At 61.9% G+C, this 19,717-nt stretch carries 27 protein-coding genes and 1 pseudogene; 25 read left to right on the top strand and 3 right to left on the bottom strand.

The annotated features are described in order from the left end of the window. Positions 1–129: 129 nt before the first annotated feature. The 15 genes and pseudogenes from SMD14_RS13060 (at position 130) to SMD14_RS12990 (ending at position 11,251) form a co-directional block, all read left to right on the top strand. Positions 130–1,365, top strand: a complete 1,236-nt coding sequence (locus SMD14_RS13060; RefSeq protein WP_321213910.1) for a hypothetical protein — start codon at positions 130–132, stop codon at positions 1,363–1,365. Positions 1,366–1,401: 36 nt separating this feature from the next. After that, positions 1,402–1,656, top strand: a pseudogene (locus SMD14_RS13055) (CpaF family protein); the annotation flags it as partial. Further along, a complete protein-coding gene (locus tag SMD14_RS13050) occupies positions 1,653–2,510 on the top strand; it encodes a type II secretion system F family protein (protein WP_321213909.1) in 858 nt (285 codons plus the stop codon). The pseudogene SMD14_RS13055 and the gene SMD14_RS13050, both read left to right, overlap by 4 nt. Continuing rightward, complete coding sequence (locus SMD14_RS13045; RefSeq protein ID WP_321213908.1) at positions 2,507–3,385, top strand: type II secretion system F family protein; 879 nt, start codon at positions 2,507–2,509, stop codon at positions 3,383–3,385. The genes SMD14_RS13050 and SMD14_RS13045 overlap by 4 nt, the downstream gene beginning before the upstream one ends. A 9-nt stretch (positions 3,386–3,394) precedes the next feature. Next, the gene (locus tag SMD14_RS13040) at positions 3,395–4,810 is read left to right on the top strand and encodes a recombinase family protein (protein ID WP_321213907.1); all 1,416 of its coding nucleotides are present in this window, start codon (positions 3,395–3,397) and stop codon (positions 4,808–4,810) included. Next, positions 4,807–5,274, top strand: coding sequence for a hypothetical protein (locus tag SMD14_RS13035; RefSeq protein WP_321213906.1), 468 nt, complete (start codon positions 4,807–4,809; stop codon positions 5,272–5,274). The genes SMD14_RS13040 and SMD14_RS13035 overlap by 4 nt, the downstream gene beginning before the upstream one ends. Positions 5,275–5,722: 448 nt before the next feature. Continuing rightward, a complete protein-coding gene (locus tag SMD14_RS13030; protein ID WP_321213905.1) occupies positions 5,723–5,872 on the top strand; it encodes a hypothetical protein in 150 nt (49 codons plus the stop codon). Then, the gene (locus SMD14_RS13025; RefSeq protein WP_321213904.1) at positions 5,869–6,015 is read left to right on the top strand and encodes a hypothetical protein; all 147 of its coding nucleotides are present in this window, start codon (positions 5,869–5,871) and stop codon (positions 6,013–6,015) included. Before SMD14_RS13030 ends, SMD14_RS13025 begins: the two co-directional genes overlap by 4 nt. After that, complete coding sequence (locus tag SMD14_RS13020) at positions 6,012–7,418, top strand: phage/plasmid primase, P4 family (RefSeq protein WP_321213903.1); 1,407 nt, start codon at positions 6,012–6,014, stop codon at positions 7,416–7,418. The genes SMD14_RS13025 and SMD14_RS13020 overlap by 4 nt, the downstream gene beginning before the upstream one ends. Before the next feature lie 123 nt (positions 7,419–7,541). Then, positions 7,542–7,751, top strand: a complete 210-nt coding sequence (locus SMD14_RS13015; protein ID WP_321213902.1) for a hypothetical protein — start codon at positions 7,542–7,544, stop codon at positions 7,749–7,751. 3 nt (positions 7,752–7,754) lie between these two features. Continuing rightward, positions 7,755–8,390, top strand: coding sequence for a hypothetical protein (locus tag SMD14_RS13010; RefSeq protein ID WP_321213901.1), 636 nt, complete (start codon positions 7,755–7,757; stop codon positions 8,388–8,390). A gap of 124 nt (positions 8,391–8,514) precedes the next feature. Continuing rightward, the gene (locus SMD14_RS13005) at positions 8,515–8,814 is read left to right on the top strand and encodes a DUF6907 domain-containing protein (RefSeq protein WP_409339685.1); all 300 of its coding nucleotides are present in this window, start codon (positions 8,515–8,517) and stop codon (positions 8,812–8,814) included. A 104-nt stretch (positions 8,815–8,918) separates the two neighbouring features. Continuing rightward, complete coding sequence (locus tag SMD14_RS13000) at positions 8,919–9,107, top strand: hypothetical protein (RefSeq protein WP_321213899.1); 189 nt, start codon at positions 8,919–8,921, stop codon at positions 9,105–9,107. Between the two features lie 4 nt (positions 9,108–9,111). Continuing rightward, complete coding sequence (locus SMD14_RS12995) at positions 9,112–9,921, top strand: hypothetical protein (RefSeq protein ID WP_321213898.1); 810 nt, start codon at positions 9,112–9,114, stop codon at positions 9,919–9,921. A gap of 76 nt (positions 9,922–9,997) precedes the next feature. Continuing rightward, positions 9,998–11,251 carry an IS256 family transposase gene (locus tag SMD14_RS12990; protein ID WP_259460236.1) on the top strand — a complete coding sequence of 418 codons (1,254 nt, stop codon included), beginning with the start codon at positions 9,998–10,000 and terminating at the stop codon, positions 11,249–11,251. 289 nt (positions 11,252–11,540) lie between these two features. Here the strand turns inward: SMD14_RS12990 and SMD14_RS12985 are convergent, their stop codons facing one another. Continuing rightward, on the bottom strand, positions 11,541–12,794 hold the full coding sequence (locus SMD14_RS12985) for an IS256 family transposase (protein WP_259460236.1): 1,254 nt from the start codon (positions 12,792–12,794) through the stop codon (positions 11,541–11,543). Between the two features lie 157 nt (positions 12,795–12,951). On the opposite strand from SMD14_RS12985, the gene SMD14_RS12980 reads away from it, so the two are divergent. From SMD14_RS12980 to SMD14_RS12970, 3 genes are all read left to right on the top strand, one after another. Then, positions 12,952–13,203 (top strand): hypothetical protein, encoded by a 252-nt coding sequence (locus SMD14_RS12980; RefSeq protein ID WP_321213897.1) that lies wholly within the window; start codon positions 12,952–12,954, stop codon positions 13,201–13,203. A gap of 265 nt (positions 13,204–13,468) precedes the next feature. Then, positions 13,469–13,648 carry a hypothetical protein gene (locus SMD14_RS12975; RefSeq protein WP_321213896.1) on the top strand — a complete coding sequence of 60 codons (180 nt, stop codon included), beginning with the start codon at positions 13,469–13,471 and terminating at the stop codon, positions 13,646–13,648. Further along, the gene (locus tag SMD14_RS12970; protein ID WP_321213895.1) at positions 13,645–13,956 is read left to right on the top strand and encodes a hypothetical protein; all 312 of its coding nucleotides are present in this window, start codon (positions 13,645–13,647) and stop codon (positions 13,954–13,956) included. The genes SMD14_RS12975 and SMD14_RS12970 overlap by 4 nt, the downstream gene beginning before the upstream one ends. A 274-nt stretch (positions 13,957–14,230) precedes the next feature. Here the strand turns inward: SMD14_RS12970 and SMD14_RS12965 are convergent, their stop codons facing one another. Beyond that, positions 14,231–14,545, bottom strand: coding sequence for a hypothetical protein (locus SMD14_RS12965; protein ID WP_321213894.1), 315 nt, complete (start codon positions 14,543–14,545; stop codon positions 14,231–14,233). 78 nt (positions 14,546–14,623) lie between these two features. Then, positions 14,624–14,803, bottom strand: coding sequence for a hypothetical protein (locus SMD14_RS12960; protein WP_321213893.1), 180 nt, complete (start codon positions 14,801–14,803; stop codon positions 14,624–14,626). A 196-nt stretch (positions 14,804–14,999) separates the two neighbouring features. Here SMD14_RS12960 and SMD14_RS12955 point away from each other — a divergent pair, with 196 nt between their 5' ends. The 7 genes from SMD14_RS12955 (at position 15,000) to ftsX (ending at position 19,698) form a co-directional block, all read left to right on the top strand. After that, positions 15,000–15,230: a hypothetical protein gene (locus SMD14_RS12955; protein ID WP_157241787.1), complete on the top strand. Its 231-nt coding sequence runs from the start codon at positions 15,000–15,002 to the stop codon at positions 15,228–15,230. A gap of 3 nt (positions 15,231–15,233) precedes the next feature. Beyond that, positions 15,234–15,659, top strand: coding sequence for a TadE family protein (locus SMD14_RS12950; RefSeq protein ID WP_409339684.1), 426 nt, complete (start codon positions 15,234–15,236; stop codon positions 15,657–15,659). Beyond that, on the top strand, positions 15,640–16,161 hold the full coding sequence (locus SMD14_RS12945; protein WP_321213892.1) for a hypothetical protein: 522 nt from the start codon (positions 15,640–15,642) through the stop codon (positions 16,159–16,161). The genes SMD14_RS12950 and SMD14_RS12945 overlap by 20 nt, the downstream gene beginning before the upstream one ends. A gap of 44 nt (positions 16,162–16,205) precedes the next feature. Next, positions 16,206–16,619, top strand: a complete 414-nt coding sequence (locus SMD14_RS12940) for a pilus assembly protein TadG-related protein (protein ID WP_321216267.1) — start codon at positions 16,206–16,208, stop codon at positions 16,617–16,619. Positions 16,620–16,705: 86 nt separating this feature from the next. Continuing rightward, positions 16,706–17,821, top strand: a complete 1,116-nt coding sequence (prfB, locus tag SMD14_RS12935; RefSeq protein ID WP_157241789.1) for a peptide chain release factor 2 — start codon at positions 16,706–16,708, stop codon at positions 17,819–17,821. Between the two features lie 186 nt (positions 17,822–18,007). After that, positions 18,008–18,787 (top strand): cell division ATP-binding protein FtsE, encoded by a 780-nt coding sequence (gene ftsE / locus SMD14_RS12930; RefSeq protein WP_157241790.1) that lies wholly within the window; start codon positions 18,008–18,010, stop codon positions 18,785–18,787. Next, a complete protein-coding gene (gene ftsX, locus SMD14_RS12925) occupies positions 18,784–19,698 on the top strand; it encodes a permease-like cell division protein FtsX (RefSeq protein ID WP_157241791.1) in 915 nt (304 codons plus the stop codon). The genes ftsE and ftsX overlap by 4 nt, the downstream gene beginning before the upstream one ends. Positions 19,699–19,717: the final 19 nt, after the last annotated feature.

Raw genomic sequence — 19,717 nt, 5'->3', positions numbered from 1 at the left:
AGCCCCCTAAGAAAGTTCGGAGTGCCCCGCCTCGGAAAGGTCGTTGTTCCAGTAATCTGACCTTTCAGCTGGGCTAAGGATCGGGGAAAAGAATTGCCACTTCTGCGTGAGTCTGGAAAGCGGGAACCCATGCGGCTTCCGTTCGTCTTTCTCTTCGGCTTTCTTGCTTCGCTCGCCGTCGTAGGTGGCATGATCTGGCTTTTCGCCGCATACGAAACCGCAAGTCTATTGCCCCTGTCCCACGAACCGAGACTAAGCCAGGACAAGTGGTTTGAAATTGTTCGCAATGCTGTAACAACCGCTGCCGCACTGGGCGTAGGCGTAACACTATTCTTCTCCTATCGACGTCAACAAACCGCGGAGAAGACCCAGCTCATAGCTTCGGAAGCGCAACTCACGTCTGCAAAAGCCCAGCAGACTGCAGCTGCCGCTTTAGAACTTTCCAACAAGCAGCACGCATTGGATCAGTCCAGGCGCCAAGACACTGTAACGGCGGAGTTGCGATCTCGCTATGTGAAGACGGTGGAGCAGCTGGGCTCCGATCATCTGGCTGTTCGGATGGCTGGCATCTACAGCTTGGCTGCCTTGGCAGATGACTGGGCAGTGATTGGCAACGATGATGAGCGGCAAGTTTGTATCGACTTGCTTGGAGCCTATTTCCGATCTGCTCAGCCGGGGGAGAGCGACTCGGCCCGAAGAGAACTCCGTTCTGCCACTCTTGACGCGGTCTCCACCCGGCTCAACGGGAAAACCGCGGAGAAAAGGTTTTGGGGGCGATGCAATATTGCTTTAGACATTACAGGGGCTGCGCCCTCCTTTGATGGTGTGGTTATTGAGAGGCCTGGCGCATTGCGGATTCGGGGGGCAACAAGTTGCAATTTCGCGAGCCTTAAAGACGTAGACGTTCGAGGTGGTTTTCTTGGTTATGCCGCCACCTGTCTAGAGATGGATGGCTCCCGGTTCCATTTGACTGATTCTGTGCTGGAAAGCGGTTCGATTTCGATCATCCTTCAAGAGAGAAATTTTGATGGGGAGAAGGTGACTACTCCTTCCCCGAAGCCGGCAAAGCAGAAGCTGGTGCGAATCCGCAATTTTAGTCTCCAAGGTGGCTCGTTCAGCGTGATCGCGCCGGGATGGGATGTGATCTTCGAAGAGTGCCGTTTTGAAGCGGGTTCAATGTTTGTGAGGGCTGCTTCGAGAACCGTTACATTCAGTGAGTGCTTTTTTAAAGGGAACGTTTTCGAAGATCCTCAATGGGGTCCTAACGCTCTGCCCATAACGGCTCAAAAGCTCCTCGTCAGGGACTGTAAGTACGGGGCTGGGGTTCCGGAGCTAGAAGCGTTCGACGAGACCACCGGAGGATGACTCTTGGTCTCCTCTAATGGTGACATGACATAGAACACTAGCGCCTTTGTTGTCCCCACCGTCGCATCCTGCATCGACCTGGTGGTGCACTGCAGCCGGCACGCCAACGGACGCAGGGAGGTCACCGAGATCCTGTCCTTGGGCCGCCGCGTCGAAAACGGCATCATCGAGTCCTCCCCGGTGTTCACCATGATGGATGGCACCCTGCAGGCCAGGGCCAACTCGATGCCTGCCGCTGAAAAGTTCAACCGGGCAGGCTACGACGTCGCGGCGTTGCTGGATCCGCGATGACGTCAGCATTGCTGGGGGTGACGGCAGGGACGGGCCTCTTCCTGATCTGGTGGTCCTGCTGGGAGTCTCCGGCACACGGTCCGCGGGAGCGGAAGGCCAGCCGCCTGGCCGATCTTCTCGCCTCCGCGGGCGTGGACAGAGTATCTCCGGGCGGATTGTTGGGTACGTGCTTGGGCCTGGGGCTCTTCGTGGCCCTGGTGTTCTACGCCATTAGCCGCTCCTGGCCAATCGCTGGCTGCTTCGCGCTGTTCGCGGCATGGCTCCCCGTCAGTGTCCTGCGCTGGAGGGCGAAAAAGAGAAGCGCCCTGTTGCGACAGTTGTGGCCCGACGTCGTCGATCACCTCCGCTCCGCGATACGCGCCGGTTTGCCGCTGCCCGAGGCACTGATTCAGCTGGGGGACAAAGGCCCCGAAGAGTTGCGGCACGTCTTTCGGGAATTCGCCGCCGACTATCGCGCGGGAGGCCAGTTCGATGCGTCGCTGAACAAGCTCAAACACCGGCTCGCCGACCCTGTCGCTGACCGCATTGTCGAGGCCCTGCGCCTCACCCGCGAGGTCGGGGGCTCCGATCTGGGCAGGCTGCTCGGTACGCTGGCCGAATTCCTCCGCGAAAGTGCTCGCACCCGCAGCGAACTTGAAGCGAGGCAGTCCTGGACCGTCAATGCGGCGCGCCTTGCTGTCGCTGCCCCGTGGATCGTCATGATCCTGCTGGCAACGCGGCCGGAAGCGGTGCAGGCTTACAACACGGCTGTAGGCGCGGCAGTCCTGCTCGGGGGACTGGTGGTTTCGCTGGTCTGCTACTCCATCATGCTAAGGATTGGCGCTCTTCCGCAGGATGAGCGGGTGTTGAGGTGATCGGGATTTCGCCGGCGGCAGTTGTATGTGGGGCTGTACTGGGCGTCGGCCTATGGCTCGTCGTGTTTAGATCCCCGCTCATGCGTGCCACCACACTGACAGAACGCATCGAGCCGCAGCTGAGGTCCCAGAACCTCGAATCACGGCTCCTGAACTCCGCGGAGCAGAACCTGACGCCCTTCGGACCGCTCGAAAGGATACTTCGCCCGGTTTTCCGTGACGGCATGGCGGCGCTGGGACGGCTGAACCCCTCGCCGGGAGCCACCGCCCGACGCCTGGCACAGGCAGGCATCAACAAATCTTCCATCGACTTCCGTGCGGAGCAGCTCCTGTGGGCTGCTGCAGGTTTCGTGGTTTCCCTTGGCTTAATCCTCATAGGAGCAGCAGCCGGGAGGTTCAGCCCCTTGTTTGCGGCCCTGGCAGTCCTGGGCAGCGCCGTGGGCGGCTTCATGCTGCGTGACTATTGGCTGGGCGCGCAGGTCCGTCGGCGGGAAGCACGAATGATGGCGGAGTTCCCGAGTCTCGCCGAACTGATGGCGCTCGCCGTCAGCGCAGGGGAGAGCGCAACCGGAGCGCTTGAGAGGGTCTGCCGCAGTGCCAAGGGCGAACTGTCCCAAGAGTTCTCGAACATTCTTGCCGAGACCCGGGCCGGCAAACCGTTGGTGACGGCACTGCAGGCATTCTCGGGCAGGACGGATCTGGCGCCACTGGTCAGGTTTGTTGACGGCATCATCGTCGCAGTTGAGCGAGGCACACCGCTCGCGGATGTCCTTCGTGCCCAGGCCCAGGACGTGCGGGACACAGCCAAACGGGACCTCATGGAAGCTGCGGGCAAGAAGGAGATCGCGATGATGGTCGTAGTTGTCAACTGTTAGTCTTTCTACATGATGCAAATTGCAGTGTATGTCCGGCAGTCGCAGGACAAGTCCGGGGATGAGGCCGGAGTGGACCGGCAGGAAACAGCTTGTCGCAAACTGGCCGAAGCCAAAGGATGGGAAAACCTCACGCTCTACCGGGACAACGACAAATCTGCCAGTAACGGCAAGGAGCGCCCGGACTTTGAACGCCTGTTGCGCGATATCGACGCTGGCCGCGTCACCGCTGTTGTTGTCTTTCACCTGGACAGGCTGACTAGAACAATCCGGGACCTTACCCGCGTCATAGAAGCCGGCAAGACAAAGCGCGTAAATATCGCTTGCGTTCACGGTGTCTCGTTGGACCTTGGGGACCCTACGGGCGTAGCAGTGGCCACCATCCTTACGGCCATCGCCGCAATGGAAGTGCAGCACAAGGGAACCCGTCAGAAGGCGGCAAACAGGCAACGTGCAGTCGCTGGAAAAGCATTTTGGACGCGGCGCCCATTTGGCTACGACAGGAACGAGCACGGCGTGTTCATTGTGGAGCAGGAAGCAGAGTTGATCCGCTCCGCCGCTGACGCAGTCCTGGCAGGCTCTACGCTCGCCGCTATCGCTCGGGAATGGAACCGGGCCGGTATCCGGACCACAGATGTTAGAAAAGACGCTGAGGGGACAATCACCAAGGCGGGTGGACTATGGGGCGTAACGCAGGTGCGCCGGCTGCTACTCAACCCCCGCTACTCAGGCAAACGCCTCTACAACGGCGAGGAAATGGAAGCCGGCGGCATGTGGCAACCAATTCTGACTGAGGAAACGCAGGACGCGCTGGAGTCGCTACTAACGGATCCACGGCGGCGAACCGCGCCCGATGACCTAAATAGCAAGCATCTGCTTTCTGGAATCTGCATCTGCGGCAAATGTGGGCACAAGATGTACGCCTCTCCGATGAAATCCAAGGGAAAGGAATGGATGGTCTACCGCTGCTTCGGCGCCTACTGCATCACTCGCCGTCTAGACCTCGTGGACGACGTCGTAAACGCCGTTATCGTGGGACGCCTCTCCCGTCCCGACGCCGCCCGAATGTTTACCGCATCGGATGACACGGCCGCTCTCCGGCAGAAGGCTACCGACCTACGCGACAGGCGCGACGCGCTAGCGGCGATGCTGGCGGATGGTTTACTCTCTCCCTCCGCGGTGCGGGAACAGGCAGGGCGGCTAAGCACTGAACTGCACCAGGTGGAGAGCGCCCTGTCCTCTGCGAACAGCCTGAACCCCGCCGCGGAGGTCATCGCCGCCGACAACGTTGGGGAGGCGTGGGCAGGCCAGCCCTTGGGGATCCGACGACAGATAATCAGGGCGCTAGCCGGTGTAACCGTCTTGCCAGCAGGCAAGGGAACCAGATTCAGCCCGGAGCAGGTCAAAATCGAATGGAAAATGGCATGAACGAGACGGACCGCCAGGCCGGAGAAGCGTTTGCATCCCTGCTGAGTCAGATGGAAGACCGAGCGGCTGCGATGGAGGAATTGCACCGGCAACTGAAACAGCGGGGCCTGCTCGCTAACGTCACGCTCCATAAGTACATGTGCAAACGCGGTTGTCAGATCGCTACTGCGTTCATGGCCGGCGGGATGATCCTTTGCGCTGTCCGTGACTACAAGTACTCTCCCGGCCTGAATGAGCAGGCGTCTGTTCCCGCTGCCCGAGAGCGCAACACGTTGGACGGCGATCGGCACTGGCCGGGCCATGTCTACGACGTGGCGCAGCTTGAGCAATTCTCAGTAGGTGCCAACAAATCGGGGATGAGCATGAATTGCCGTCACCACCGCGGAACAGTGCTCGCGGAAACTGTCTTGCGCGACTGCGCTGGGGTTACTCCAGGCAAACCGGGCGCGCCGACACGGCTCTAAATTACACGCATGTCATTACCAACTGATAGAGTAGTTGGTATCTAGTAACTGCCCGCCTATGTAGGCAACCGGAACTCAGCAGGGCGCCGGAACCGAGAGGTTCCGCCATGCCCCAAACCGGAGCAGTCGCAAGCGCCAAAGGCAAGCTTGCAGTAGCCAGACGATGGCACCCCGAATCCGACGATTCCCCCCTCAGGCGCGATCTTGCTTCAGCAAAGCTTGAAGCCTACGTAGCCCGAGTAGTTGCTGAAGCCCCGCCACTCACCCAGGAACAGATAGACCGTGTGGCCGGCCTCCTGCGTGGTGGTGCCGCTTGAAGCAGGCACGAGAAAGCCGCCCGGCGGAGAACCAGGCGGCCGAAATGTTCTCGGGGGGAACAAACACCAGCTTATCAGCCGGCATCGATAGAACGACGGCAGTAGCGCTTGTAACTGGTGTTCATGTCGTGGTGGTGGAGACGCCTACAGGCAAGCACCGCCGCCGCGTCTTCCTGTCGCTGGACAGCGCGCAGCGGGCCGCTGACAGGGCCATCATGGCCGGTCACCCCGCAACTCTCATCCTCTGCCAGCTCATGCCCGTGTCAGGCGGTGCCGCATGACAGACGAAGAGATCCGCGAAGCCCTGGACGATTGCCCTGACCAGCGCACCGCTGCCCGTCGGGCAGCTAAGTGGATTGATGTACTGGCCCACCGCGCATCCCCCGAATCAAGCTACGTGCCGATGGGCGGGGGCAAGCGATGACAGTTCCTGATTACTTCCTCGCTGAAGCGTTCGACGACATGGCCGCGGCCGACGACATCAGTGCCGAAGGGGAAAAGCACCGCGGACAGGCCCGCATCGCCTACCGGCTTGCAGCCGCCTACAGGTCAAGCCTTATGTACGTCCGCGGTATCGGCTGGCACTTCTGGGACGGGCAGCGATGGGCCGAAGACGAAAAGGACCGCGCCAAGAATGCCGTACTGGAAACCCTGCGGCGCGCCCTCGCTGACTCCATCGAAGACAAGGAACTCCGCACAGACGTAAGGAAATGCGAGTCATCCGCCGGCATTTCTGGAGTCCTTGACATTGCCTCAGCACTCCCCGCGCTCAGGGCAGCGATAGCAGACCTGGACGCGGATCCCTACCTGCTGAACTGCGCTAACGGGACACTGGACCTTCGCACCCGCGAACTGCGGCCACACTCACCAGCGGACAGAATCACTCGAGTAACCCGCGGCGCCTACAACATGATGTGCGACAGGCAGCACTGGAACGCTTTCCTAGGCTCTGTGCTGCCTGACAAGGACGAGAGAGACTACCTACAGCGCGTCGTCGGGCAGAGCGTCTACGGTGCCGTTAGGGAGCATCTGTTTCCCGTCCTGACAGGCACCGGCCAGAACGGCAAGGGGACCGCCTACGGGGCGATAACCAACGCGATGGGGGATTACGCAACCATCATCAATCCGGACATTCTCATGACCTCAGAGCGGGGCGGGGGAGGCCCGGAAATGATGACCCTGCTAGGCGCCCGGCTGGTCATCGGCTCCGAAACGGAAGAGGGCCGGCAGCTCGACGCGGCCACCATGAAACGTCTAACCGGCGGCGATGAACTCACAGCCCGGAGGCTCTACCAGGAACCCGTCAAATGGTCCCCAACGCACCAGCTTGTCTACGTCACCAACCATCTGCCCAAGGTCAAGGGCAACGACCCGGCAGTGTGGCGCCGCGTCCGTGTCATTCCCTTTGACATTGTGGTTGCCGACAAGGACCGGGATCCCGAATTGCCGGAAAAGCTGAAGCACTCTGCGGACGCCATCCTGACTTGGTCTGTAGAGGGCTGGTACGCCTACGAGGATATGGGCGGGATGCACGAGCCCGCCTCAGTGGTGAACGCCACGGACAACTACCAGACCGAATCCGACGCCGTAAAGCGGTTTATTCAAGACTCATGCATCACCGGCCCACACTTCCACGCCAAGACGCGGGACCTTTTCCACGCCTGGACAGCATGGGCGGCAGCAGAAGGCGCGGACCCGCTCAAGGAAACACCCTTTGCCAAAGAGCTGGACAGGCTCGGATTCGAGGCCCGCAGAACTAAGGCCGGAATGGTGCGGGCAGGCATCGGATTACGTGCCGAAGAGGACGAAAACGAGGGGTGGGTGTAGGGCTATGTACCCCTTTTGCAAACTTCCTCACGAGAAGAAACATAGAAAAGTTTCCGGAATGGGTACACCACCCTACACCCGGACCCCAAAAACCCCGGAAACACGCGGAATTAGGGCCGACGCATGACCCCCGGCCAGCAGCCCTCAGTAGCCGCCATGGGCCTCTCAAAAGCCCAGTACATCGAACTATGCGACACCTACCGGCAGAAGGCCCAACAGGCCCACGACGACGCCAGGGCGGCACGAAATGAAGCCGTCCTGCTCAGGGCTCAGATTAACGCCCTCCGCACGGCTTATGAGCCCGCCAGCACCCTCACGAATCAGGAGAAATAGACCATGCCACAGCCAGGAACCTTCCAGCCAAAAGGCGAGGATTTTTTGGTCAGGAAGCTTCAGGACCTCGAACGGACAGTAAGGGAACTCGCCGCCGCGAACCCGTTTGGATTGTCCGGCCTACGCCTGCAAAACGGCGGCATGGTGGTGGAGGGCTACCAAACCGTAAACGGGCCGCTGACTATCACCGGCAGCTTGGACCTCCCCGCCGGCAGCGTCCCGGACGCCGCCCTCGCTACTAACCCCGTCCAGACCGCCACGGCATCAGCAGGGATCAGTAACTACGCCATCGACACAGTAGCGACAGTCCGGGCATCCGTGACCCTGACCGTCCCAGCCGGATTTACCCGCGCAATCGTCATCAGCAACGCCACCGCCGGGGGCATCAACAGCGGCACCACGGCCGAATACCTGTATTGCTCCGCGACCGTCCAGCTTGTGAACGGCGGGGAACTCTACACCTCAGCACCAGCGGGAATAGGCGCCAGCCTCTCGTCTCCATTTCAGCCAACGCTCACGGGACTCACCGGCGGCGACACCATCACCGTAGGAGTCGCCACACGCGCCGGCACCAGCACATGGGTAGCAGACCCAGCCAACCAGGCCAGCATCGCGGCGACAGCGATATTCCTCAAGTGAAGGGACTCCCAGAAATGACCGCACAGACCCCCGAAACCCCCGCGCAAGCACGCGAGGCCCCGCTGACCTTTGAAGCCCCTCCACCAGCCGCGCAGGGCAGACCCAACCCCATCCCGCCCTGGCCTTGGGGCCAGCCCATCACACCCGAGACACCCGCAGAACCAACACCCACGGAGGCCCCAGCATGATTATCTCCGCCGGATCCTCCCGGACCACCACAACTTCGGGACTTGGCTACCGCCCCTACCTGGTGCCCCGAATGTGGTCCTGGAAAGACACCGAACGCAACACCACCCCAGGTATCGGACTGTTCCGCGGCCAAGAACTCAAAGCACACCTAACGCCCGACGAAGCCCGGGCCCTCGCGGACAAGCTCCACGACATGGCCGACAACCTCCAAGACACCATCGAACAGGAGAACTAAATGCCTCAGAAACACGACATCGGATGGAAGAAGCGGCAGGCCCGCGAACTCGCAAAACGCGGCCACGCCCGGCAAAACCCGAAGCCAAGAAAGTAGGACGAGCCATGACGGACAACCTCGAAACAGCGTTACGCCGGGCAGTCGGCCTAGAACTGACCGACGCGAACGGCGACCCCGAAGAGCCACTACCAGGAACCCCGGCACTCACAGCCGCCGAACCCCCAGCCCTCAACTCAGACCAGCTACTCACCAAACTCACAGCCGCGCTCGGCATCACCAACGAAGGGAACTAACCCAATGTTCTACAACCTCCACTCCACCGCCCGCACCTTTACCAACCTCGGCATCGAACTTCCCAAGGCTTGCACCCAGGCGCTCGAACTCGCCGAAGCCATCACCGAAGCGACCACCACCACCGCCGCGGCCGAACTCAACAACGGCATCACAGACGGCAGCATCACCCCGGCAAACGTGGTCAAGAAACTCCGCGAAGCAGCACAGGCAATGCTCATCGCCGAACGCCTCCCACAGGCGGCACAAGCCACAGAATCAGCCCTCACCGCCGCATTCAACGCAGGCATCCGCGACAACGCCGACAACCTCATCGACCAGCTCAGCGAACCGTTCAACACCGCCGCGGCAACCGTCACCACAGCAGGCCGGCACTTCCAGCCCGAAGCGAACGCCGCTACCGTCCTCGCCGCAGGAGTGGAAGCCGCCGCAGCCTGGCAGGACCTCACCGAAGCACGCAGCACCCTCTCCCAAATCCGCAACGCCCGCGCCATCATCGCCGACCTCGAACGCGACAACACACACCCCGCACTGTTCTACACCGCCGGGCCACTCACCGCACAGGACGTATGGAACGTACAGAGCAACTGGGGCGGAGCAGGCGACTTCTTCCACCACCTCACCCACGAGGGCTACAGCCTCAACCTCAACACCAGCGCCGAAGCCAAAGCAATCGAAGAGGCAGCGCAGGCCACAGCCGAAGAGCAGGCAGCAACCGCAGCAGCCACAGCACGGACCAAGCGGGAAGCAGACCCACACTCCGAGCCCGCACTCCGCAAAGCACTCATCGACGCCAGCCGGGCAGGGACTGTCTGAATAACGGTGTGTGGAGTCCGGCCTGATCCGAAAGGAGACGGCCGTGTCAGAGTCCACGTCCGAGATGGCAGGGGTGATGATCGATCCTGTGACGGGAGAGATCATCGATCAGAAGGAGCTTGCGGAGCGGTTGCTCGCGCAGGCCAAGGAGCAGGGCGTGAGCCTGGTAGGCCCGGGCGGGCTGCTGAACCAGCTCACGAGGAATGTGCTGGAGACCGCTCTGGAAGCCGAGCTGACAGAGCACCTCGGCCACGAGCACGGCCAGACACCGATCGCAGCCAACATGCGCAACGGCACCAGGTCAAAGACCGTGTTGACCGAGATCGGTCCGGTCGAGATTGAGGTGCCCCGGGATCGGGACGGCTCGTTCGCGCCGGTGATCGTGCCCAAGCGGAAACGGCGTCTGGACGGGATCGACCAGATCGTGCTCTCCCTCTCTGCCCGAGGGCTGACGACCGGGGAAATCGCCGCCCACTTCGAGGAGGTCTACGGGGCCAGAGTCTCTAAAGACACCATCAGCCGCATCACGGAGAAAGTCGCCTCGGAGCTGGCCGAATGGTCGGCCCGGCCTTTGGATCCGATCTATCCGGTGCTGTTCGTTGATGCGGTCGTGGTCAAGGTCCGTGACGGGCAGGTGCGCAACACCCCGTTCTACGTCGTTATGGGCGTCACCACCAATGGGGAGCGGGAGATCCTGGGCATCTGGGCCGGCGACGGTGGCGAGGGTGCCCGGTTCTGGCTGCAGGTCTTCTCGGAGCTGAAGAACCGGGGCGTGGAAGATGTGCTGATCGCCGTCTGCGACGGGCTCAAAGGCCTGCCGGAGGCGATCACGACCACGTGGGAGCGGACGGTGGTGCAGCAGTGCATCGTGCACCTGATCCGCAACAGCTTCCGCTACGCCGGACGCCAGCACCGCGACGGCATCGTCAAGGCGCTCAAGCCGGTCTACACGGCCCCGTCCGAGCAGGCGGCGAAGGACCGGTTCGCCGAATTCACTGCCGAGTGGGGCCAGCGGTATCCGGCCATCGTACGGCTCTGGGAATCCTCCTGGGCCGAATTCGTGCCCTTCCTGGAGTACGACGTGGAGATCCGACGGGTCATCTGCACGACGAACGCGATCGAGTCGATCAACGCACGCTACCGAAGGGCGGTGAGGGCCCGCGGGCACTTTCCGAACGAGACCGCTGCCCTGAAATGCCTATACCTGGTCACCAGATCTCTTGATCCAACCGGCGGTGGCCGTGCACGCTGGGTGATGAGGTGGAAGCCTGCGCTAAACGCGTTCGCTATTACCTTCGCTGGCCGGTTCGAAAGAACCACTCAACAATGAAAACCGGCCGGACTCCACACACCGTTTATCGGACAGTCCCGCCGGGCATAAGCCAAAAGGAGGAAGGGTGCCAGGACTTCAGACCCCGGGCACCCTTCCCCCCCACCGCCCCCAGTTCGCACCTCCGGCATAGCGACATTTTTACTCATGGCGGGCTGGATGAATCGACCTACGGGGGATTCGAGGGGCAATTCGCCCCCTTATTGAGAGGACTAAGAAGATGGAACATGAAGTACCGGCAGGTTTGAGGGGACTGTCCGATAAACGGTGTGTGGAGTCCGGCCGGTTTTCATTGTTGAGTGGTTCTTTCGAACCGGCCAGCGAAGGTAATAGCGAACGCGTTTAGCGCAGGCTTCCACCTCATCACCCAGCGTGCACGGCCACCGCCGGTTGGATCAAGAGATCTGGTGACCAGGTATAGGCATTTCAGGGCAGCGGTCTCGTTCGGAAAGTGCCCGCGGGCCCTCACCGCCCTTCGGTAGCGTGCGTTGATCGACTCGATCGCGTTCGTCGTGCAGATGACCCGTCGGATCTCCACGTCGTACTCCAGGAAGGGCACGAATTCGGCCCAGGAGGATTCCCAGAGCCGTACGATGGCCGGATACCGCTGGCCCCACTCGGCAGTGAATTCGGCGAACCGGTCCTTCGCCGCCTGCTCGGACGGGGCCGTGTAGACCGGCTTGAGCGCCTTGACGATGCCGTCGCGGTGCTGGCGTCCGGCGTAGCGGAAGCTGTTGCGGATCAGGTGCACGATGCACTGCTGCACCACCGTCCGCTCCCACGTGGTCGTGATCGCCTCCGGCAGGCCTTTGAGCCCGTCGCAGACGGCGATCAGCACATCTTCCACGCCCCGGTTCTTCAGCTCCGAGAAGACCTGCAGCCAGAACCGGGCACCCTCGCCACCGTCGCCGGCCCAGATGCCCAGGATCTCCCGCTCCCCATTGGTGGTGACGCCCATAACGACGTAGAACGGGGTGTTGCGCACCTGCCCGTCACGGACCTTGACCACGACCGCATCAACGAACAGCACCGGATAGATCGGATCCAAAGGCCGGGCCGACCATTCGGCCAGCTCCGAGGCGACTTTCTCCGTGATGCGGCTGATGGTGTCTTTAGAGACTCTGGCCCCGTAGACCTCCTCGAAGTGGGCGGCGATTTCCCCGGTCGTCAGCCCTCGGGCAGAGAGGGAGAGCACGATCTGGTCGATCCCGTCCAGACGCCGTTTCCGCTTGGGCACGATCACCGGCGCGAACGAGCCGTCCCGATCCCGGGGCACCTCAATCTCGACCGGACCGATCTCGGTCAACACGGTCTTTGACCTGGTGCCGTTGCGCATGTTGGCTGCGATCGGTGTCTGGCCGTGCTCGTGGCCGAGGTGCTCTGTCAGCTCGGCTTCCAGAGCGGTCTCCAGCACATTCCTCGTGAGCTGGTTCAGCAGCCCGCCCGGGCCTACCAGGCTCACGCCCTGCTCCTTGGCCTGCGCGAGCAACCGCTCCGCAAGCTCCTTCTGATCGATGATCTCTCCCGTCACAGGATCGATCATCACCCCTGCCATCTCGGACGTGGACTCTGACACGGCCGTCTCCTTTCGGATCAGGCCGGACTCCACACACCGTTATTCAGACAGTCCCGGTTTGAGAGCGGCAGGGCAGAGGATGTGGCGCTCGATTGCTGATGAATTTGAGTTGGGCGAGCACGAGTTGAGCATCTTGCTTGAGGCGGCACGCACGGTGGACGCCTTGGACGAGCTGGAAAAGATTGTCAGGGACGAGGGCGTGACGAACGTTTCACCGCAGGGCGTGAGGGCTCACCCGGCGCTTGTGGAGGCCCGCCAGCAGCGCGTCACGCTGGCCAAGCTTGTGGCCTCTCTGCGGATCCCTTTTGATGAGGAAGAGGGCGTGGGACGTACTCAGCGCCGCGTTGGTGTTCGGGCAGTTTCGAGTGTGCGGTGAGGCGCCGGCCGCGGGATTTCACTTATGACGGCGGCAGGATCCCGGAGAGCGTTCTAGTGTTTGTCTCCGCTGATTGGGCTGGCAGTTCGGAGTATCAGCGGTGGGTTGCTTGGGACGCTGCGGGCCGGGCTTGGGCTGAGAAGCACCTTCCTAATGGCGCGGACGACTTACCCGACATGCTTACCCGCGCCGCGTCCACACCGGACCAGCCGTGGGATGAAGTAAAACACCTGATTTAGCCCCGCTGACAGATAGGCTCCCCGTTATGACTGTTGAAACGAAGACCATAGAAGACCTCACCCGCGCCACTAAGGCAACGTTGCTCGAATCCATCGCTGAAGCCGCTGAGGACGAGGGCCGCCCCGACGCCCTGGAAGCTCTTGCCCGCGCTTATGCTGCGGTGGCAGGCAATGGCCCGAACAGGGGAGAGGTTCCAGAGTCATGAGCATCCCGAAGGCCAACGTCCGCCCGGTTGATCAGGCCCGCGCCTTGCGTGCAATCCTGGCGTTTCGTAACTCCGATGAAATGGGAGTTGAATTCGTAGCTAGGGAGGCTGCGGGCGACAGTGACCCAGAGTCCGTGGCACACCTTGTCATGGCTCTCACAGAGGCCGCGGCAAGGTTTATAGACCCCACCCCGGACGCTGACGAGCAGATCCGCCGGCAGCTCCTGATATTCGCTCAGCTTGAAGCCGAGCAGCAAGATTCAGACGGCGATGACCCTGACCGCCCCCGAGTTGAGACTGACCGTTAGAGTGGCACGGAAGAGCCCCGCCAGGATCATTCCCGGCAGGGCTCTTTCTTTGGAGCGCGCCTGTGCTAAATGCTAGTTGCCTTTAGCCGCCTCCTGCATACTCAGTGCCATGTACTGAATTGCCTCGGCCAATTTCCGCAGAGCAGGGTCCGAGGCCGAATTCTGCGCCTCATACGCTGATGAGTAAGCAGCGGCCGCGTACGACTCTGATGGTTTTGCCATGTCTATATCCCCATTCTGTAAGGTGCGTCATTTTGCACACACCTAGGCTAAGTCAGAGCGCTGATACTGCCGCCAGGGCGGCGGCGATCTTCCCGGCCTCTGCTCCTGGAATCGCGTTGTCTCCGTCGCCGTCAACGTAGAACGTGACGCCATCTTCTGCGGTCCAGAAGCTTGTAACCTTCCACTGATTGCCCTGGAATGCGGGGCCTGTCCAGTATCCGGCGATGAAGTCACCAAAGCTTGATTCGTCCACGGTGAAGCCAGCCGGCGGCATGAGCTCGGAAGGCTTCACGCCTCGCGCTGCCGCATATTCGGCAAGATCCCGGACGGTTGCGGGCATAGTGGTCGTGGTGGTTGTAGTGCTCATGCTGATCCCCCAGCTTTCATTTTTGTTGTAAACCGCATCCCCAGCGGATGCAGTGAGCCTACCCATCAGGGCAGACATTTAGACGGTGCGGATATCTTCAGGGTGGAACTGTTCTCGGTGCCCATCCTCGAAGGTGACCCAGACGCCCCACTTGGTGACACGCCAGACCTTGCCTCTAGGCCCGGCAGTGTTGCCCATCATTCCGACGAATTGAACGCGCTTACCGGCGAACTTGGCTTTCATGTCCTGGAGATCCACGTTGTTCCTCGCTAGTACTTGATGGGCTTGCACTAGTAACAATGAACCTTTGCGGTGCCGCTTGTTTTCGGCGTGCTCCCCCTGACTGTGGTCTTCGCCGTTTTTCCCGGGCTTGCAGCCATCAACCTGGGCTTCTAGGAAGACAAGACACGGAACGCAAGAAGCTCGAAGAATCAAATCAGGAAGAGGACGAGAAATGAAAACCATGGGTAACCGCTGGGCATCCCTGCTCCTGGTGTTGGGTGCCCTGCTGGGCACCGGACTTTGCTCAGGAGGGCGCCACGCTGAGGACCATGAGAGGGGAGACGTCCCCGGGTGGGTCATGATCACCTTGATGTCAGCAGTCCTGGTGGCCGCGCTCCTGGCACTTGCCGGACCGGCGCTCGAAGCAATGTTCAACCAGGCGATGGAAACGGTCGGAAGCTAGCCGATGACGCAATCCTCCCGTCGCGCCGGCCAGGCCAGCAACAAATGCGGGTTGCCCGGGGCGCGGGAGCAGGGCTCGGCAGTGGTGGATTTTGTCTTGGTGGGAGGCCTCCTCACCATGTTCTTCCTGGCGATTATCCAGCTGACCTTGATCCTGCACGTTCGGAATACCTTGATCGATGCTGCGGCGTCAGGGGCACGCTACGGAACCCTGGCGGACCGGGGAGCCGCAGACGCAGAGGAACGGACCCGTCGGCTGATTGGCGTAGCCCTGACTTCCGGATTCGCCGAACACGTCAGCACGAGCGAAGTGACCGTCCAGGGGCTTCGCACCCTCGAAGTGACAGTCCGGGCTCCAATGCCCGTGATCGGTCTCATCGGTCCCCGGGAGATGCTGGAGGTGAAGGGGCATGCGGCGGTCCAGCCATAAATGCCTGTGGTCCCCGCTCAGGGCCGGCCTGGGCGAAGCCCTTTGCCGGATACCGCGGGAAAGCGATGCGCCGCAGGAACCTGCCCGCAAGCACGAACAGGGGAGCGCGGTGGTCGAATTCACGTTCCTGGCCCTTCTGCTGATGGTGCCGCTGGTCTACTTCGTCATCACCGTGGGGCAGATCCAGGGCGGCTCCTTTGCCGTGGTGGGAGCAGCCGACCAAGCCGCGAAGGTTTATGTGGCCCAGCCTGACGGAACAACCGCCCAGGCTGCAGCAGAACAGGCTGTCGCCGTCGCCCTTGCCGACTTTGGGCACCAGCCTGAGGAGGCGACCGTTGCCACATCCTGCAATCCGGCAGACTGCCAGGCCGCAGGCACCGCAGTCACCGTTACAGTGACCCTGGCCGTGCCCCTGCCGTTCGTGCCCTTTAACGATGGTTTCCGGCTGGCGGCGAGCGAGGTACAGGCATCCTCGACTCAACTGGTGGGCCGGTTCCGGTGACCAGCAGGACCGTGACCGGCAGGACACGAGGCGAGGACGGCCAGATGATGGTGATGATCCTCGGCTACGTAACCTTGGCGTTGCTGGTGGCAACGGTGGTGGTTGGCATTTCGTCCGTCTACCTGGAGCACAAGCGGCTGCTGTCGCTGGCCGACGGCGCCTCCCTGGCCGCCGCTGACAGCTACACCCTGGGCGAGGTGGAAGGGCAAGGCGGCAGCCCGTCGGCCACCCTCAACCCCGCCCGGGTCCGGAGCGTCGCAGCCGACTTCCTGGCAAGGAGCCCCGCATCGCAGCGTTTCGACGGCCTGGCGGTCACGGGGGCAACAGGCAGTCCCGACGGCGCCACCGCCGTCGTTGTCTTGACCGCAGCAGTCCATCCGCCGCTGGTGAACTTCCTGGTGCCCGACGGCATCAGGATCGAAGCAACGTCGACGGCCCGCTCGCGGCTGACGCGCTGACTTCCCGGACGCGCTGAATGTATGCGCTCCGGGCGCCACTAGCGCACGCCGGTGCGCTGCCCCGGATAGCGTAGGCTTAAACAACCATGGCCAATATTGATTTTTCTGCTGAAATCCGCGCCCTTCGCGCTACCTACGAGTCCATTGAGCGGGTCTCCGACGTAGACGCACTGAAGGAAGACATCGCCGAATTGAGCGAGCGGGCGGGCGAGCCGGACCTGTGGGACGACCCCGCAGCGGCGCAGAAAATCACCTCACGCCTTTCCCACCGACAGTCGGAACTGGAACGCCTCAACAACCTGGCGTCACGGATCGATGACCTCGAGGTCCTGGTGGAGCTGGGGCAGGACGAGGACGACGCCGATTCCATGGGGGAGGCAGCGGCTGAACTCGAGTCCATCAAGAAGGCCCTGAAGGAACTGGAAGTGGTCACCCTGCTTTCCGGTGAGTATGACGAACGGGAGGCAGTGGTTTCCATCCGCGCAGGTGCCGGCGGCGTGGATGCTGCCGATTTCGCCGAGATGCTGATGCGCATGTACCTCCGCTGGGCGGAACGCCACGGTTACCCCACCACGATCATGGACACCTCCTACGCGGAGGAAGCCGGGCTGAAGTCGGCCACCTTCGAAGTCAAGGCACCCTACGCCTTCGGCACGCTCAGCGTCGAGGCCGGCACGCACCGGCTGGTCCGCATCAGCCCCTTCGACAACCAGGGCCGGCGCCAGACGTCCTTCGCCGCCGTCGAAGTAATCCCGCTGATCGAACAGACAGACTCCATCGAAATACCGGACAACGAGATCCGGGTTGACGTTTTCCGCTCATCCGGCCCGGGCGGCCAGTCGGTCAACACGACGGACTCCGCAGTCCGCCTCACGCACATCCCCACCGGCACCGTCGTGTCCATGCAGAACGAAAAGTCGCAGCTGCAGAACCGCGCCGCCGCCATGCGCGTGCTGCAGTCCCGGCTCCTGCTCCTTAAGAAGGAGCAGGAAGACGCTGAAAAGAAGGCACTGGCCGGCGACGTCAAGGCATCCTGGGGTGACCAGATGCGGTCCTACGTCCTGAACCCGTACCAGATGGTCAAGGACCTGCGGACTGAGCACGAGGTGGGCAACACCTCGGCCGTGTTCGACGGGGAGATCGACGACTTCATCGACGCCGGAATCCGCTGGCGCACCGACAACCGCAACGCTGAAAAATAGGCCACGCGGCCGCCAAGGCCCAACAGCGAATTCGCCGACACGCCCCCGGATAACAGCGTGATACGCAAAGACTCCTGCGTATAGTCGAGGGGCCGGGGCCCTACTTCCCCCAAACGAAAACCCGCGCACCGGCTGCAGAACTGGGCTGCATCAGAATCAGCCATGCCCTGCAGGGTACTTAGGGCCATGATCCGATTCGAAAATGTCACCAAGGTCTACGACCAGAAAGCCCGGCCTGCGCTGGACTCCGTCAACCTTGAGATTGACCGCGGCGAATTTGCCTTCCTGGTGGGCGCATCCGGCTCCGGCAAGTCCACCTTCCTCCGGCTGGTGCTCAAGGAAGACCGGGCGACATCCGGCGCCGTCTACGTCGCCGGCCAGAACGTCGCCAAGATATCAAGCTGGCGCGTGCCCAGGCTCCGCCGCGGAATCGGCGTCGTCTTCCAGGACTTCCGGCTCCTGCCCCAGAAAAACGTCTTCGCCAACGTAGCTTTCGCCATGCAGGTCATCGGCAAGAGCCGCAGCGTCATCAGGGACACTGTCCCCGAGGTCCTGAAGACTGTTGGCCTCGAGGGCAAAGAGCACCGCATGCCGCACGAGCTCTCGGGCGGTGAACAGCAGCGCGTGGCCATTGCCCGCGCAGTGGTCAACAGGCCCGGGATCCTCCTCGCCGACGAGCCCACCGGAAACCTTGACCCCACCACCTCGATGGGCATCATGGGTGTCCTGGACAAGATCAACCAAAACGGAACCACCGTGGTGATGGCCACCCACGATGACGACATCGTCAACGAGATGCGCAAGCGCGTGGTTGAGCTCAAGAACGGCATCGTCATCCGTGACGAAGCCAAGGCGCTGTACACCTCCATGATTCCCGTTGTCGGCCAGTCGCGCAGGCTCAAGGACGCCAGCGGCCGGGAAAACCCCGAAGCGGGCCTGCCCGGCGAAGGCGAGGGACAGCGATGAGGCTAGCGTTTATCCTCGGTGAGATCGGCAGCGGACTCCGCCGCAACCTCTCCATGGTGGTCTCGGTCATCCTGGTCACCTTTGTCTCGCTCACCTTCGTGGGCGCGGCCGGCATGCTGCAGATGCAGATCAACCAGATGAAGGGCTACTGGTACGACAAAGTCCAGGTGGCCGTCTTCCTGTGCAGTGAAGGGTCGACGGCGGCGGGTTGCGCCAGCGGGCCAGTCACCCCCGAGCAGCAGGAGAGCCTCAACGCCTTGCTGGAATCTCCCGCAGTGGCGCAGTACATCAACGACTTCCAGTTCGAGTCCAAGGAAGAGGCCTACAAGCACTTCAAGGACCAGTTCTCGAATTCGCCCATCGTTGACTCGGTCACGCCGGACCAGCTCCCGGCATCCTTCCGCATCAACATGAAGGATCCGGAAAAGTACCAGATCATCAGCGAGACCTTCTCTTCCCAGCCGGGAGTGGAAACGGTGATCGATCAGCGCCAGCTCCTTGAGCGCCTGTTCTCGGTCATGAACGGCGCCTCGCTGGTGGCCGTCAGCATCGCAGGCGTGATGATTGTGTGCGCCATCCTGCTGATCGCCACCACCATCAGGCTCTCCGCCTTCAGCCGCCGCCGCGAAACGGGCATCATGCGCCTGGTGGGGGCCTCCAAGACAGTGATCCAGCTTCCCTTCATCCTGGAAGGTGTCATTGCCGCCGTCATCGGCGCGGCGCTGGCCTCCGCCACGCTCTGGGCCGTGGCCCACTTCTTCCTGGGCGACTACATGGCCCAGCAGTACCCGGACACAGCCTTCATCTCCGCCGGGCAGACGCTGATCCTCGCGCCGGCATTGATAATCCTTGGCGGATCCTTGGCCGGAATTTCGTCTCTCTTGACCTTGCGCAGATACCTTCGCGTCTAGGTATGCAAACCGAACTAGG

The sequence above is a fragment of the Pseudarthrobacter oxydans genome (assembly GCF_034258515.1).
Lineage (GTDB): Bacteria > Actinomycetota > Actinomycetes > Actinomycetales > Micrococcaceae > Arthrobacter.
Note: the sequence above shows the minus strand (reverse complement) of the source record. Positions and strands in the feature narration are given on the sequence as shown.